Raw genomic sequence first — 15,400 nt, 5'->3', positions numbered from 1 at the left:
CGGCTCTATGCGCTTCAGTTGACGAGGGCTGCGTGTCCTTACTGCGGAATGACGGCGGTCGCTTCGATTTCGACCTTGGCTTCGTCTTCGATCAGCGCGACCACTTGCACCGCACTCATTGCGATGTCGTAGTCGCCGATCAACTCGCGAAACGCACGGCCTATCTCCTTTAACGACGCGAGGTACTCGCGCTTATCCGTGACGTACCACGTCAGGCGCACGAGATGCTTGGGCTTGCCGCCCGCTTCGTGCAGCACGGCCAGTACATTCTTGAGCGCCTGAATAGCTTGGCCCGCGAAGTCCGAGGTTTGAAAGCGCGCTTCTTCATTCCAGCCGATCTGGCCTGCAATGAAAACTTGCGTGCCGACTGCCGCGACGCCATTCGCATAACCGCGCGGCTTGACCCAGCCGGCGGGAAGAAGAGCTTTTTTCATGTGCGTTGCGCCTCGCTGAGTTCAGGCTGTGGGGCAAACTTCGCCAGTGAGCCGGCGATGTCGGTGGGAATGTCGATCGAGCGGCCGCTTTCCAGCGAGGTTGTTACGAGCACCTGCTTTGCTCTAAACCGCGCCTCGCCGTTGCAGTGACCGAGAATATCGATGGTGATCGAGCGCCGTCCGATTGCGGCAACGGTTAGCGTCAGCATGATTGTTTCGCCCATCTGGCTCGGGCGCGAAAACTCGCAGTCCAGTTTGACGATCGGCAGGCCGAGGCGGCGCTGGCCGATCATCTGCGCATAGTCGACGTGCAAACCCTCGTTGAACCAGTCCTCAACAAGGGCATTGGTCATCACCAGATATTGCGGAAAGAACACGATGCCCGCGGGGTCGCAGTGCGAGAAGCGAATACGCACGGGCCGTTCGAAGTGCGTGGTCATTTCGCGCGTTCTCCAGAACTTGTCGCCGCATGCTCTTTCAACAGATCGCGGCCCACTATCAATTGCTGCACTTCCGTCGCACCTTCGTAAATGCGCAGTGCACGAATCTCGCGGTACAGCACTTCGACCGCGACGCCGCTTTGCACACCCATGCCGCCGTAAAGCTGAACGGCGGCGTCGATCACCTGCTGTGCGCCTTCGCTCGCGTGCCACTTGGCCATGGCTGCTTCGCGAGTCACGCTTTCACCCTGGTCGCGCAACCATGCCGCGCGATACACGAGCAGCGCACTGCTATCTATGGTCAACGCCATTTGTGCGAGCTTCGCTTGCGTCAGTTGAAAATCGCTCAAGGTCTGGCCGAACATCTTGCGCGATGCGGCCCGCGTCAGTCCTTCGGCCATCGCATGTCGTGCGAAGCCGAGCGAGGCAGCCGCCACGGACGTGCGGAATATGTCGAGCGTGCGCATTGCGAGCTTGAAGCCTTCGCCGGGTGCGCCGAGCATCTGGCTGCGCGGCACGCGCGCGCCCGCGAAGTGTAGGCGCGCCAGCGGATGCGGCGCGATCACGTCGATGCGTTCGGCGATTTCCAGTCCCGGCGTATCCGCATCGACAATGAACGCGCTGATGCCGCGTGCGCCGGGCGCTTCTCCGGTGCGCGCAAAGACCACATAGAAATCGGCGATGCCACCGTTCGAGATCCATGTTTTGTCGCCGTCGAGCACGTAGGCGTCACCGTCTTCGCGTGCAGCGAGCGACATTGCCGCAACGTCCGATCCGGCTTCCGGTTCCGACAACGCGAACGCCGCAATCGCGGTGCCGTTTGCGACGCGCGGCAAGTAGCGCGTTTTCTGTTCGTGCGTGCCGCCGAGCGAGATCGCGCCGGAGCCAAGCCCTTGCATCGCGAGAGCGAAGTCGGCGAGGCCCGAATGCCTGGCGAGCGTTTCGCGCAGCAGACAGACGGCGCGCGTGTCGATCGTGTCACCGTGGCCGCCGTAGGCCACGCCACCCACACCATATTTCAACCAGCCGGCAGCGCCGAGTTCGCGCACCAGTTGGCGACAGGTCGAATCGACATCGCCGTGTTCGACATGCGACAAATTCGAGCGGCACCATGCTTCGATACGGGCAGCCAGTTCGCGATGACGTGGCTCGAAAAAAGGCCACGCGAGCGCACTGTGCAGATCAACGTCTCTTTCTGCGCTCACCTCAGTCTCCCTCGAACACGGGGCGCGACTTCGCGGCGAACGCCTGATAAGCGCGCCCGAAATCGCGAGTACTCATGCAAACAGCTTGAGCCTGTGCTTCGGATTCAATCGCTTCGTCGATGCTCATGCTCCATTCCTGGTGCAGCATCTTCTTAGTGATGCCGTGCGCGAATGTCGGGCCAGAGGCGAGATCCGCAGCAAGCTGTTGCGCGTCCTCAAGAAGTGCAGAAGGCTCGCAAAGCCGGTTATAGAAGCCCCATGCGTAGCCTTCGTCGCCGCTGGCGGAGCGCCCCGTGAAGAGCAGTTCGGCGGCACGCCCTTGACCAATGATGCGCGGCAGGATCGAGCACGCGCCCATATCGCAACCCGCCAGGCCGACGCGCGAAAACAAAAACGCGAGCTTGCTGCGTGCAGTGCCGAGACGCATGTCCGAGGCCATCGCGAGAATCGCGCCCGCGCCGGCACATACGCCGTCGACCGCTGCAATCACCGGCTGTGGACAATGGCGCATGGCTTTGACGAGGTCGCCCGTCATGCGTGTGAAGAGGAGCAGTTCAGGCATCGGCAGGTCGATCAGCGGCGCGATGATGTCGTGCACGTCACCGCCCGAGCAGAAGTTTTCGCCCGCGCCGTGGATCACAACGGCCTTCACATCGCTCGCATACGTGAGCTGGCGAAACAGATCCCGCAGCTCGGCATACGATTCGAAAGTGAGCGGATTTTTGCGCTCCGGCCGGTTCAACGTAATGGTCGCGACTTTGTTCGCGACCGACCAGCCGAAGTGCTGCGCTTCGTAACCTGCGAGTGTCAGGCGATTACCGGCCAACAGCGCGTCGGCGTTTGAATGTGGCATGTTCGTGTCTCCTGTCGCTGGGCGTTAGTCTTTCAAACTGTCCAGTAGATGTTTCTTCAATTTGCCGAGCCGCTGGTGCGTGCGCGACTTTTCCTCAAGACTGAGTCCGCCAAATAATTCAACGACCCATTGCTCATGCGCGACCGCCATTCTGTCGAACGCTTTGCGGCCTGCGGGAGTAAGGCATACGCTAATTGAGCGGCGGTCGTTAGGGTCGGTATCGCGAGAAACCAAACCTTCTTTCTCCAGCTGATCAGTAATGCCGGTCACGTTGCCGCCCGTCACCATCAGACGTCGGGACAGTTCCGTCATCTTGAGTCCTTCTGGATGACGTTCGAGCTGGGCCATCAGGTCGAAACGCGGCAACGTAGTGTCGAATTCGTTACGCAGACGTTTGCGCAATTCGGCCTGCACGAGGTTCGTTGTGGTCAACATGCGCAGCCACAAGCGCAAACCCATGTGGCTGTCCGCGCCGGTGCTCATCTCCAGATCCACGACGTTCTCCGCAGGCTTCGCAACGCCTTTGCGGTGCGCTTTCGTTTCTGCTGCCTTTGCATCGCTTGCTGCAATCTTCTTGACGTTGGCTGGCCTGGTCACATTACTTCTCCACCGGAGATGGAAACGGATTGCCCCGTGATTGCATCGGAACCCGGTTGACACAGCCACAGCACGGCATTCGCAACCTGTTCCGGACTCACGAAGCGATGTTGCGGATTCGAGCGAAGCAGGCTTTCGCGAGCCTGCTCCTGCGTGCGCGACGTCTTGCTGGTGATCTGCTGCAGCGACGCGTGCAGCAGATCGGTCTCGGTGTAGCCGGGGCAAACGGCGTTGACCGTCACGCCTTTCGTGGCAACTTCGAGCGCGAGAGAGCGCGTGAGACCGATCACGCCGTGCTTCGCCGCGCAATATGCGGCGACATACGCGTAGCCAATTTGTCCCGCCGTACTCGCCACGTTGACGATGCGCCCATGTCTGCGTTCGAGCATGCCCGGCAGCACGGCGCGCGTGCCAAGGAAAACGCCGGTGAGGTTCACGTCGAGCATGCGCTGCCATAGCGGCATGTCGGTATGCGTGAACGGCGCGGCCTGTGCCTGCCCTGCGTTGTTGATGAGTATGTCGACGGCGCCAGCTTCGTTGAACGCTTTTGCAACGGACTCTTCTTGCGTGACATCGACGGTAATGCATGCAACGTCGCCCCATGCGCGGCATTTTTCACGCTGAGCCTCCAGCCGCTCCGGATTGCGGCCCATCAGCGTAACGCGCGCGCCGGCGTGCAGCAGCGCTTCCGCAATGGCCGCGCCGATGCCGCTTCCGCCACCAGTAACAACGGCATGTTGTCCCGCAAGGGTAGATTGAATCGAGTTCACGTGGTTCCTTCCGCGCGCTGCGCGCGCTCTTGCGCCGAGAGGCCGGCATTTGCCGCAACCTGTGCGCGTTCACGTTCCAGATTGCGTTCGAGTTGCGACTTTGCGGCGGTGTATTGATTCGGCCATGTCACGTCGAAGTAGCCAATCTTCGCGGCCTCGTTCAAAGTCCACGATGGATTCGCGAGATGCGGACGCGCGATTGCGCACAGATCGGCGCGACCGGCCGCGATAATGCTGTTCACGTGATCCGCCTCCGAAATCGCGCCCACCGCAATAGTTGCGATACCCGCTTCGTTTCGCACGCGATCGGCGAACGGCGTCTGAAACATGCGGCCGTACACGGGCTTTTCGTTCTTGCTGACCTGGCCCGACGACACGTCGATCATGTCTGCGCCCGCCGCCTTGAACGCGCGCGCGATCTGCACGGCGTCGTCGGGCGTGGTGCCGCCTTGGACCCAATCGTTCGCTGAAATGCGCACGGAAATCGGCTTGTCCTGCGGCCACACTGCGCGAATCGCCTTGAAGACCTGTAGCGGATAACGCAGACGGTTCTCCAGCGAGCCACCGTATTCATCGGTGCGATGGTTGGTTAGCGGCGAGAGGAAGCTCGATAAGAAATAGCCATGAGCGCAGTGCAGTTCGAGCCAGTCGAAACCCGCTTCCGCCGACATTTGCGTCGCGCGCACGAACTGCGCTTCTATCTCGCGGAGCTCCTCGTGCGTCGCTTCGCGCGAATGCTGGCTGATGCCCGGCAGATACTGCTGCTGCGATGCCGAGATGAGCGGCCAGTTGCCTTCGGTAAGCGGCTGATCGATGCCTTCCCAAGCCACGCGTGTCGATCCTTTTGCGCCGGAATGTCCGAGCTGAATGCCAATCCTGGCGTCAGACTGGCCGTGCACGAGATCGACAATACGCTTCCATGCGGCGAGATGCTCCGGCGCATACATGCCGGGGCATCCCGGTGTGATGCGCGCTTCTGGCGACACGCATGTCATTTCGGTCATAACGAGCGCCGCACCGCCCATTGCGCGTGCGCCGAGATGCATCAGATGATAGTCGCCGGCGATTCCGTCGACGGCTGAGTACTGCGCCATCGGCGAAACGACAACGCGGTTTTTCAATGTGACACCGCGCAACGTGAATGGGGTGAACATTGGCGGAATCGAATGTTTTTGCGGCGCGCGTTCAACGCCTGAACGCCGTGCGAGCCAATCTTCGAAGCTGGACACGTAACGCGCGTCGCGCTCGCGCAGATTTTCGTGCGAGATGCGTTGCGAGCGAGTGAGCAGCGAATAAGCGAACTGGTCCGGCTCGAACGATGTGTAGCGGTCCACGTGTTCGAACCATTCGGTCGAATTGCGGGCGGCGTTCTGAATGCGCAATACGTCGACGCTGCGCACGTCCGTGTAATGCTTTAACGCGGCATGCAAATCGCCAGGATGCGCGCCGATGCTATTGGCGAGTTCAATCGAATCTTCGAGCGCGAGCTTGGTGCCGGAGCCAATTGAAAAATGCGCGGTGTGCGCGGCGTCTCCCATCAGCACGACTGGCGTTTGCGTGCCGTCGGCATTGCTGCGCCAATGTACCCATTCCTGGTTGACGACGCGCGGGAAGCGAATCCATTGCGACGAGCCGCGCAAATGCGCGGCGTTCGACAATAGCGCGTTGCCGTCCAGATACTTCGCGAAGAGCTTTTCGCAGAATGCGATGCTCTGTTCCTTGCTCATGTCGTCGAGTCCTGCGGCGCGCCACACACGCTCCGGCGTTTCGACAATGAACGTGGACGTTTGATCGTCAAAACGATAGGCGTGGGCCTGAAACCAGCCGAACTCCGTTTCTTCGAACGCGAACGTGAAAGCGTCGAATAGCTTTCGCGTGCCGAGCCAGACGAAGCGGCAATCGCGCATGTCCAGGTCGGGCTTATAGGTCGACGCGTACTTTTGACGAATCGCGCTGTTCGCTCCGTCGCACGCGACGATGAGATCGGCCTGATATTCGGTGTCGTCGGTGACCTGCGTTTCGAACACGAGCTTTACGCCCAGTTCCTCGCAACGGGCCTGCAAGATGTTCAGCAGACGCTTGCGACCTATGCCGCAAAACCCGTGGCCGGACGAGCGCACCTGGCGCCCGCGGAAATTGATTTCGATGTCGTCCCAATGATTGAACGCGTCGAGTATTGCGTTTGCGCTTGGGGCGTCGGCGGCGCGCAGGTTGCCCAGCGTCTGATCCGAGAACACTACGCCCCAGCCGAATGTATCGTACGGGCGGTTGCGCTCCACGACGATGACCTCGTGCGCCGGGTCGCGGCTTTTCATCAACAGGCCGAAGTACAGCCCGGCCGGGCCGCCGCCGATACAGACAATGCGCATGCTGCTCCCCACTGTGAACTTGCTCGTGGAGTTAATTTAGGCCTAGATAGTTTAGGTGTCAAGCAAATGTACGGATGCGTTTACCCGGGAGTTCGGGCACCCGCCACAGGCAGTACGCCGCAACGCGCGATCGGCCGCGCTGGGATGACGAGCGCGGCGTCCCACTGTCGTCGATCAGTAGGTCTGATCGGCGATGACCCGTGCAACCGTCTGCAGCGACTGCTCGAGCGTCGTTCCATCCGGGCAACCACCTGGAACACGCCGGCGACCCTCACGGCGATCGCATGCGGCTGGCTCGAAGACGGCACGGCCGACCTGTTCGCGGCCGACAAACGCCGCGACGCCGCGGTGCGCCAGGCGATGGCCAGTCGGTGCGTTCGAGCTTCGGAACGAAGCGGGCCGGTGCATGAATGAAGCCGACACGAAGCCCGGTCGCGACGCTTTTCGACAGGCTCGACACGTAGACGGTCAACTCAGGCGCGAGCGATGCCAGCGGCGGTGGCGCGTTTTCGACAAGGAACGCGTAAGCGGCGTCCTCAATGATCAGTAGTCCGTGCCGGCGCGCAATAGCGACCAGCTCACGCCGGCGCGTCCAACTCATCACCCAGCCGAGCGGGTTGTGCAGCGTCGGCATCGTGTAGACAGCGCGTACACGCCGACGCTTGCAAAGCGCCGCCAGCGCGTCGAGGTCCGGACCGTTTCCCGCCGCCGGGACCGCGACGAGCTCCAGCCGATTGATCTCGGCGGCCAGTTTGAATCCCGGATAGGTCAGCGAGTCCACGGCCACGACGTCGCCGGGCTCCAGCAACGCCAGTGTGGTCGTCGCCAGTCCAATTGCTGTGCGCCGCTGACGAGCAGGACGGTGTCGGGCGTGGCGCTCAGTCCCGCTCCGGCGAGATGGCGTGCGATGCTCGCGCGTTGGTGCTCGCGGCCGCCGTGGGGCTGGTAGCGCAGCAGCGCCGCCAGGTCGCCGGCGCCTGCGAGGTCGCGCAGTGCCGTCCTGAACGAAGCAACCTGATCGGCACGCGCCGGATAGTTGAAGCTCAGATCGACGGTGTCGGCGTTCCACGCATGCAAGTCGATCCCTTCGCAGCGGGGCAGCGGCTCTTTCACGAACGTGCCGCGCCCCGTTTCGCCGCTCACGAGGCCCATCGACTGAAGCTCGGTGTAGACGCGTGGCCGTTACCAACGCATGCCTTCGCGCGCGGCGAGTTCGCGGTGAGTGGGCAGTCTTGTTCCGGGCTGCAGGCGGCACGTTCGTCCATGCTTTCCTGCTGGCATTCGAGCGTCGGCTCCGCTCCAGCTAACGGTCAACCGCCGGCCATGCCACGAGGCGACCGCGATCAATATCCGGGCGGTGGCGGAACTTGCGTGTATACCACTCCGCCGCTCCCGTATCCCGTCGCGTACCAAGTCGCGCCGCACTTATAGTACGGCACGTCTTGAACGGCGATGGGGGCGACATTGCACGGCGGCGCGACAGGCGCAGGCGCAGCGACGACGGTGGTGGTTGCGGGTGGTGGTGTGGTTGCGGCAGCAGCCGCACCGACGACCATTGCCCCGGCCACAAATCCAACCGCCGCAGAACCGCCGTCCCAATCCGAATTGCAGTCGTGGCACCCGCCCGAGTAGTTGTTCTGCACGTTGGTCACGTTCGTAGCACGCGTGTTTTGCATCTCCTTCGCGGTGGATTGACGCGCGCTCTGGTTTTCGCTACTTGATTGAGCGGCCGCGGTCTGTCGCGTGCTCTGATTCTGGCTCGACGTAGCTTGGCGCTGGCCCTGGTTCTCGCTCATGCTCTGCTGTCGGTTCACCTGGTTCTGGCCGGAGGTTGCCTGCATGGAACTCGCCGAACTTTGGCGCGCACTCTGATTCGCACTTGAAGTTGCAGCTGCGCTGCCTTGTCGTGAGGCCTGCCTCTGTTGGGCTGTTCCCTGCTGGCCGCCGCCAGATCGTGAACGGCCTTGCGCAGCGGTTGTGCTGCCGGATGAGAGCCCTCCAGCCGATGCTGCCCCGCCACGCGAATAGCCTCCTTCGCCGCCACCGCCACGGGCGCCACCACCGCCACCACCGCCACCACCTCTCTCACCTCGTGCATCCGCCTGGTTGATCAGCCCCAGCGCGAGTACAGCGGCGACCAATGTCTTAACGGCACGGCCCCACGGTCCTGTTTTCATCATTTGGCTCCATTCTTCGCAGACGACTGGCGAGCCGGGGGCGATGCGCGCGGAAGCTGCGCTGCGAACGCGACCTTCTGCAGGCCATCGGGAATCTGTGCCGAGAACGTCGCATCGTTGAGCTGCGGCGCAAGATTCCAGTCGACAAATTCCGCCCAGAACTGAGGCTGGCCCACCGCCTTTTTGTACGTCAGTACGATCCGCTGCAACAAAGGCTTATCGCCCTCTGCAACCCACACCTGAAAATCCACCGTGTCGGTACGCGCGGCTAGATGATAGGACGCGGCGCCGTAGATACTCGTCTTCTCCACATAGTCCACCGACCGTACCCGGGCTTGCAATTCTTCAGGCAGCCCGTTCAACAGGAGCGCCGCGAGCGGCAGGCGCATGCCGAGATCCTTGACGAAATACACGATGCTCTCGTCCAGCGTGCCTGGTTGCGGCGCCGTCGCATAGACTTTGCTGGCGAGATCGACCAGAACGATCTCTTTCCCGGTGAGTACAACGAGCGTTTTTGCGCCATCGCTGCGTTCGCTTTCCACGCGCATGCGATCGGGCCGGCTCAATGTAACGGTGCGGTATTCGCCGAATTCGATTTTTTGCCCGGACGGCTGCACAGCGTCGTACCCGCTACGCACACCGACACGAAAGCTCTGCGTTCCGCCAAGGAATTCCGCCATTTTCATCAGAATCGTATGAGCCTGGGCTTGTGAGGCGGTTTCGGGCTCAACTCGCGCAGCACGGACCGGTGGCTCTTTCTGATCGGAGGCAGGGTAGGCGTGAGGAGCGGCGGTGAGCAGTAAAACAGATATCCAGGTAGCCCTGGACGCTCGGCGCAATATGTTAGTAACCAATTTATTTACTCCTTGTGCTCGAACACTTCTTCATCCCTGTCCAGCCTTTTTAGAGAATAGTGTATTAAAACAATTTTACTATGTGAGGAGTGCAGAACTATCGGAGAGTGCTCGAACGCGCTCTCTTTCAGAAGATCAGGCTTGCCACCCATCGGACCAAAGTCCTATTGCGTCGCGAGTGATACGAGGAACAGATTATCTTTGGAAGGAGCGCATCGACTTCGCTGCATGGTCCGTCCTTTTGTGAGCAGCTAAGGATGTTCGCGACGCACTGCAAGTGCTGCGCGAACAGCCCGAATCGTGATGACAGAACCGCGATCCTTTAATGACGTGTCGTAGCCGAATCGGAGAGAACAATGAAGATGACCAAAACATTCATGTTGGCCGGTAGCGGATTGATCATGGTGGCATCCATTAACGCGTGGCCGCAAACAAGCGAGCCGGCTGCGGGATCAACTCATTCCGGCGCGGCGACAGCGACCGAGGGAAGCGCAAAGGCTACCAGGCAGGCGAATCGGGCACTCAGCAAGAAGGTGCTTCACGCACTCTCGAAAGGTGGCGTTGCCACTTCGAGAATGAACATAATCGCGAAAGGCGGTTCGGTGACACTTGCCGGAGCCGTCACTGATCCGACCCAGATAGACAAGGCCACAGGGATCGCGAGGAGTGTGCCCGGAGTTACGTCAGTGAAGAATTCCTTGATATTGAAAGAGGCGGGCCAGTAACAAGCTGCTGCCGGGGTCAGCCCGGCCACGCTGAGTAGATCCCTCCCGTAAAATCCGGGAGTTCTCACTTTTCGCCTTCCCATAAGATCGTCGTCAAACGGTCAGAATCCGGCTGTACCTGCATGTCAACCTTCGTCCGCCCAGGTGCACGACAAACGCAAGTCTTTCCGCTCGAAGCAGCGTTCGATCCCGTGTCTCGCGGTTGCGAATGCCCTGGCAGGAATCGGGGATTACGGCGTCGATCCCGATTCCCGCCTATACGGCCTGTTAATCAGGCGGTGACTACGACGATCTGCGCCGTCGCGGCTTCGATACCATGCGTTTGAGGCAGTCTGCGGAGAGCGGCATGATGAACCTGCGAAGCCTTGTTGCGGCGTTCGTCGTCGTCCTGATGACTTCGTGCGCAAGCCTTCCACTGCAAGCCGGCCGCGTGCCCACCCACGCGCTCACCGATACGCAGGCCACGCGCCTCGGCGCAGCGTTCGCACCACAAGACCAGCAGCATCCGGGAGAAAGCGCATTTCACCTGCTGCCCGACTCCGTCGACGCGCTCATCGCGCGGGTTGTGTTGATGGAATATGCTAACCGCTCGCTCGACCTGCAGTACTACATCTGGCACAACGACCTTACCGGCCGTCAACTTGCCGCGGCTTTGCTGAGAGCGGCAGACCGCGGTGTGCGCGTGCGCCTCCTGCTCGACGATCTGGGTACGAATGCGGACGACCAGATGCTGCTGGTGCTCAGTTCGCATCCGAATCTTAAGATCCGACTCTTCAATCCTGTCGCAAACCGCCGGTTCAAGACCCTCGGCACGGCCGCCGAGTTTGCTCGCGTCAACCGGCGTATGCATAACAAGGCGCTGATCGCCGACAACCAGGGCGCAATTCTCGGCGGGCGCAACATCGGCGTGCACGTGACGGTGCTGACAAACTCGCTGGCGGCAACAGATGTAGCCGCGGTGCATGCGGGCTATCAGCGTTACCGGAAGCCATTGCTGGAAGCGGACGTGCAACTGTACGAACTAAAACCTGCTGCGACAGGTAGCGGCACCGCCGACCGGAAGAAGTCGGTGTTCGGCTCGTCGAAGTCGTCATTGCACGCGAAAACGTATGTATTCGGCCGCAAGGGTGTCTTCATCGGTTCGATGAATTTCGACCCGCGTTCGGTCGAGTTAAACACGGAGATAGGTGTCTACTGCGAAAGCGACCGTGCCGCCGGGCAGGTGACCGATCACGTCGAGTCGAACGCCATCGGGCCAGTTATGAGCCGCATTCGCGCGCCAGTCTGTGAGCATACCGTGTCAGCACCCGGAAGTCGCTCGCAAAGCAGCTAGCTGGAGCTTGTTCTCCCAGCCAAACTCAAGCCCTGCGCGGGGAACATGGCTAGCACTCTCGCCTCGCCGGCTGCGTCGGCCAGTGCCGCGATAGCGCTTGTTCAATAGTCCCATGGGACTAAGGTCCAATGGCGGCGGTGGTTCGAAGGTGGTAGCCTGAGTAACGAGTCATCGGACCTGCAGTCTGCGCAGCAGCCCGACGCAAGCATGGACGCTACCCATCTCTCAGACTTGTCCGTGGCATGTACGATCAGACCGCACGCGACGCGCGCGGCTGCGGCTGGGTCACGTACCAGGAGAATGACGTGAATTCGCGACCGCAGGCGGATATTGCCCGCATCCGGCTGATCATCGCGGTCCTGTCGCTGCCGATCTTTGGTACGTTTTATATCATCCGTCCGTTTCTGCCGGCGCTGATCTGGGCGACGATGATCGTCGTCGCCACCTGGGTCGTGGCGATCGGCATCAAAAAATGGGTCGTTGAGCGCCGCTGGCTGCATGAAGTACCGCTCGCCGGTGAACGTTCCGCGCGCGAGTGGCAGCGCTTGTCCGACGCAGGTCGCGGCAGCATCGTTGCACAAGCGCAGCCTTATGCAATCGTCGCCGAAAAATGGCTGCTCTCGCAATCAGGCGCGCTCGGCGTGCTGGCGATTCACCTGGCGCTGACCGTGGTCATTGCCCGCATTCTCCATACACAGAGCGAGGCGGCAGCCAACCGCATAATGCGCTTCGCCACGCGCATTGCCGCTGAACGCGGCGTGGCCGCGGTGTACCTTACTGCACTGTCGAACACATACCGTTGTACCGGCGTTGCCTGATCGCGCGCGATGAGTGTGGGTGCGACGCGCTTGCCTGCGTTGCGTCGAGGATAGCTCATTCACCTGTACCGGAGAAAAGCATGGGCCCTGCAATCGTGGATGTAGTCGAACAAGCGCGCCTGAACGACGCGCGCGAGGCGCACATACCGTGGAAGAAGTGGGGACCCTACCTCAGCGAGCGGCAGTGGGGCACGGTCCGTGAAGACTACAGTGACAACGGCGATGCGTGGAACTACTTCACCCATGACCATGCGCGTTCGCGCGCCTACAAGTGGGGGGAGGACGGTCTCGGCGGATTGTGTGACGATCAGCAGCGGCTGTGTTTTGCGCTGGCGCTATGGAACGAGCAGGACGCCATATTGAAGGAGCGCCTGTTCGGCCTCACGAACAGCGAGGGCAATCATGGCGAGGACGTGAAGGAGTATTACTTCTATGTCGACAGCACGCCCACGCACTCGTACATGAAGTACCTCTACAAATATCCGCAGCGAGAATACCCGTACCTGGATCTGGTCCAGACCAACCGCAAAAGATCGCGGGATGAGATGGAATACGAACTGCTGGACACCGGCATCTTCGACGATGACCGCTATTTCGACGTATTCGTGGAATACGCGAAGGCCGCTCCCGAAGACATCCTCATACGCATTACCGTGCACAACCGCGGACCCGAGGCCGCACCGTTGCGCGTTCTGCCGACGCTCTGGTTCCGCAATACATGGTCATGGGGCGAGGACGAGCGCAAGCCGTCCGTGCAGGATGCGGGCGCTGGCGTCATCCGGGCCGCGCACCACGATCTGGGCGAATACTGGCTCCACTGCGAAGGCGCGCCGCAGACGCTTTTCACCGAAAACGAAAGCAATGCGCAGCGCCTGTGGGGTCAGCCCAACGCGTCACCCTACGTCAAGGACGGGTTCCACGCCTATGTCATCTCGGAACAGAGCGACGCCGTGAATCCGGAGAGAACCGGGACCAAGGCCGCGGCCCATTACACGTGCAACGTGCCAGGCGGCGGTAACGCGATCATCCGCTTGCGCCTCGCGTCATCCAGACTCGACGACGCCTTCGGGGGCTTCGAGCAGATTTTTGATAGCCGCCTCGCCGATGCGAACGAGTTCTACGAGCGCATCACGCCCAGATCGCTGACCGAAGACCAGCGCCGGGTGCATCGCCAGGCGCTGGCGGGCATGTTGTGGGGCAAGCAGTACTACTACTTCGATCTCGAACTGTGGCTGCGCGAGCATCATAGTCATCCGTTGCTCGACTCCGCGCGGCACGATGTACGCAACATGGAGTGGTTCCACATGCTGAACGCCGACGTGATCTCCATGCCGGACAAGTGGGAGTATCCGTGGTACGCGGCCTGGGACCTGGCCTTTCACACGATCGCGCTGGCGCAGGTCGATTTCGATTTTGCGAAGGAGCAGTTGCTGCTGATGCTGCGCAGCCTGTACGTGCACCCGAGCGGTCAGATTCCAGCCTACGAGTGGAACTTCAGCGATGTGAACCCGCCGGTGCATGCCGCCGCCACGCTCTGGCTGTACAAGTATGAGAAGGAACTGGGACGAGCCGACCCGCGTTTCCTGGAGCGCTCGTTTCAGGGGCTGATGCTCAATTTCAACTGGTGGGTGAATCGCAAGGACCCATCGGGCCGCAATGTGTTCGCCGGCGGCTTTCTCGGTCTCGACAATATCGGCGTGTTCGACCGCAGCGCGGAACTCCCGACCGGCGGGTCGCTGGAGCAGGCGGACGGCACGGCATGGATGGCGTTCTACTGCCAGACCATGCTGGAGATGGCGATCAATCTGACTGACTACGACCCGCTCTACGAGGAGGTCGCCTTCAAGTTCGTCCAGCATTTCATGTGGATCGCCTATGCGATGGACCGACGCGGAGCACACGAAGACGAGATGTGGGACGAGCAGGACGGCTTTTTCTATGATCTGCTGCGCCTGCCCGACGGCAAGACGACGCGGCTGAAGATCAGGTCGCTGGTCGGGCTGCTGCCGCTGTGCGCGTCGACGGTGTTCGAAGCGCACTCCCTCGAGCGTATGCCCAAGCTCGTCGAGCTGATCGCGCAGTTTCGCAAACGCTACCCCGAACTGCTTGCGCAGATTGCTCCGACCGACACCGGCTTCATCGGCTATAACCAGCGCAGGCTTCTGTCGATCCTGAACAAACGCAAGCTCGAACGGGTGCTCGGCTACATGCTCGACGAGAAGGAGTTCCTGGGGCCGCATGGCATCCGTTCGCTCTCCCTGTATCACCTGGACCATCCGTATGTGATTCAGGTCGGCGGACAGGAGTACAAGGTGCAGTACCTGCCGGCCGAATCGAATACAGGTATGTTCGGCGGCAATTCCAACTGGCGCGGACCGGTGTGGATGCCCGTCAATTTGCTGATCGTCCGCGCGCTGGTGAACCTGTACACTTTTTTCGGCGATGACTTCAAGGTCGAATGTCCGACCGGCTCCGGGCAGCACATGACGCTCTTCGAAGTGGCGCAGGAGATCGTCCGTCGCCTGACCAGCACGTTCCTGCGCAATGCAGACGGCAAACGGCCGGTCTACGGAGGAACGGAAAAATTCCAGAACGATCCGCACTGGCGCGACCTGATCCTGTTTTACGAGTACTTCCACGGTGACAACGGCGCGGGCCTTGGCGCCAGTCACCAGACCGGCTGGACGGGGCTGGTCGCTCCGCTGCTCGACCTGTTCGGGCGCGTTGACGCGCAGTCCGTGCTGGAAACGGATCGTGGGCGCGTGATGTCGCGGCTTGTCAGGGAACAGGTGAGCGGGGAAGAAATCGGCGAGAAATGAGGAAAA

At 61.1% G+C, this 15,400-nt stretch carries 13 protein-coding genes and 1 pseudogene; 4 read left to right on the top strand and 10 right to left on the bottom strand.

The features are described from left to right. Window positions 1-38: 38 nt before the first annotated feature. The 10 genes and pseudogenes from BCA01S_RS18725 to BCA01S_RS18680 form a co-directional block, all read right to left on the bottom strand. Window positions 39-434: a RidA family protein gene (locus BCA01S_RS18725; RefSeq protein ID WP_027778224.1), complete on the bottom strand. Its 396-nt coding sequence runs from the start codon at window positions 432-434 to the stop codon at window positions 39-41. Next, a complete protein-coding gene (locus tag BCA01S_RS18720; RefSeq protein WP_020068753.1) occupies window positions 431-874 on the bottom strand; it encodes an acyl-CoA thioesterase in 444 nt (147 codons plus the stop codon). The genes BCA01S_RS18725 and BCA01S_RS18720 overlap by 4 nt, the downstream gene beginning before the upstream one ends. Continuing rightward, window positions 871-2,079 carry an acyl-CoA dehydrogenase family protein gene (locus BCA01S_RS18715; RefSeq protein WP_027778223.1) on the bottom strand — a complete coding sequence of 403 codons (1,209 nt, stop codon included), beginning with the start codon at window positions 2,077-2,079 and terminating at the stop codon, window positions 871-873. Before BCA01S_RS18715 ends, BCA01S_RS18720 begins: the two co-directional genes overlap by 4 nt. A 1-nt stretch (window position 2,080) precedes the next feature. Then, on the bottom strand, window positions 2,081-2,932 hold the full coding sequence (locus BCA01S_RS18710; RefSeq protein ID WP_027778222.1) for an enoyl-CoA hydratase family protein: 852 nt from the start codon (window positions 2,930-2,932) through the stop codon (window positions 2,081-2,083). 24 nt (window positions 2,933-2,956) lie between these two features. Then, complete coding sequence (locus tag BCA01S_RS18705; RefSeq protein WP_027778221.1) at window positions 2,957-3,529, bottom strand: MarR family winged helix-turn-helix transcriptional regulator; 573 nt, start codon at window positions 3,527-3,529, stop codon at window positions 2,957-2,959. Continuing rightward, window positions 3,526-4,299: an SDR family NAD(P)-dependent oxidoreductase gene (locus BCA01S_RS18700; RefSeq protein ID WP_027778220.1), complete on the bottom strand. Its 774-nt coding sequence runs from the start codon at window positions 4,297-4,299 to the stop codon at window positions 3,526-3,528. The genes BCA01S_RS18705 and BCA01S_RS18700 overlap by 4 nt, the downstream gene beginning before the upstream one ends. Next, window positions 4,296-6,668 carry a bifunctional salicylyl-CoA 5-hydroxylase/oxidoreductase gene (locus tag BCA01S_RS18695; protein WP_027778219.1) on the bottom strand — a complete coding sequence of 791 codons (2,373 nt, stop codon included), beginning with the start codon at window positions 6,666-6,668 and terminating at the stop codon, window positions 4,296-4,298. Before BCA01S_RS18695 ends, BCA01S_RS18700 begins: the two co-directional genes overlap by 4 nt. Before the next feature lie 352 nt (window positions 6,669-7,020). Continuing rightward, window positions 7,021-7,949, bottom strand: a pseudogene (locus BCA01S_RS34990) (aminotransferase-like domain-containing protein); the annotation flags it as partial. A gap of 62 nt (window positions 7,950-8,011) precedes the next feature. Continuing rightward, window positions 8,012-8,509, bottom strand: coding sequence for a hypothetical protein (locus BCA01S_RS18685; RefSeq protein ID WP_027778218.1), 498 nt, complete (start codon window positions 8,507-8,509; stop codon window positions 8,012-8,014). Between the two features lie 335 nt (window positions 8,510-8,844). Further along, a complete protein-coding gene (locus BCA01S_RS18680; RefSeq protein WP_244146040.1) occupies window positions 8,845-9,684 on the bottom strand; it encodes a DUF2092 domain-containing protein in 840 nt (279 codons plus the stop codon). A 371-nt stretch (window positions 9,685-10,055) separates the two neighbouring features. Here BCA01S_RS18680 and BCA01S_RS18675 point away from each other — a divergent pair, with 371 nt between their 5' ends. The 4 genes from BCA01S_RS18675 (at window position 10,056) to BCA01S_RS18660 (ending at window position 15,394) form a co-directional block, all read left to right on the top strand. Next, the gene (locus tag BCA01S_RS18675; protein ID WP_027778216.1) at window positions 10,056-10,424 is read left to right on the top strand and encodes a BON domain-containing protein; all 369 of its coding nucleotides are present in this window, start codon (window positions 10,056-10,058) and stop codon (window positions 10,422-10,424) included. 346 nt (window positions 10,425-10,770) lie between these two features. Further along, window positions 10,771-11,757 (top strand): phospholipase D family protein, encoded by a 987-nt coding sequence (locus BCA01S_RS34985; protein WP_052369469.1) that lies wholly within the window; start codon window positions 10,771-10,773, stop codon window positions 11,755-11,757. 305 nt (window positions 11,758-12,062) lie between these two features. After that, a complete protein-coding gene (locus BCA01S_RS34980; protein ID WP_174447064.1) occupies window positions 12,063-12,575 on the top strand; it encodes an AI-2E family transporter in 513 nt (170 codons plus the stop codon). A gap of 80 nt (window positions 12,576-12,655) precedes the next feature. Next, window positions 12,656-15,394, top strand: a complete 2,739-nt coding sequence (locus BCA01S_RS18660; protein ID WP_027778215.1) for an MGH1-like glycoside hydrolase domain-containing protein — start codon at window positions 12,656-12,658, stop codon at window positions 15,392-15,394. The last annotated feature ends 6 nt before the right edge of the window (window positions 15,395-15,400 follow it).

The organism is Paraburkholderia caledonica NBRC 102488 (assembly GCF_000685095.1).
Classification (GTDB): domain Bacteria; phylum Pseudomonadota; class Gammaproteobacteria; order Burkholderiales; family Burkholderiaceae; genus Paraburkholderia; species Paraburkholderia caledonica.
Note: the sequence above shows the minus strand (reverse complement) of the source record. Positions and strands in the feature narration are given on the sequence as shown.

What these genes read in the sequence shown, in the direction of transcription:
- BCA01S_RS18725 (WP_027778224.1), bottom strand. Translation starts at nt 434, where the DNA reads ATGAAAAAAGCTCTTCTTCCCGCCGGCTGGGTCAAGCCGCGCGGTTAT.
- BCA01S_RS18720 (WP_020068753.1), bottom strand. Translation starts at nt 874, where the DNA reads ATGACCACGCACTTCGAACGGCCCGTGCGTATTCGCTTCTCGCACTGC.
- BCA01S_RS18710 (WP_027778222.1), bottom strand. Translation starts at nt 2,932, where the DNA reads ATGCCACATTCAAACGCCGACGCGCTGTTGGCCGGTAATCGCCTGACA.
- BCA01S_RS18695 (WP_027778219.1), bottom strand. Translation starts at nt 6,668, where the DNA reads ATGCGCATTGTCTGTATCGGCGGCGGCCCGGCCGGGCTGTACTTCGGC.
- BCA01S_RS18685 (WP_027778218.1), bottom strand. Translation starts at nt 8,509, where the DNA reads ATGCAGGCAACCTCCGGCCAGAACCAGGTGAACCGACAGCAGAGCATG.
- BCA01S_RS18675 (WP_027778216.1), top strand. Translation starts at nt 10,056, where the DNA reads ATGAAGATGACCAAAACATTCATGTTGGCCGGTAGCGGATTGATCATG.
- BCA01S_RS34985 (WP_052369469.1), top strand. Translation starts at nt 10,771, where the DNA reads ATGATGAACCTGCGAAGCCTTGTTGCGGCGTTCGTCGTCGTCCTGATG.
- BCA01S_RS18660 (WP_027778215.1), top strand. Translation starts at nt 12,656, where the DNA reads ATGGGCCCTGCAATCGTGGATGTAGTCGAACAAGCGCGCCTGAACGAC.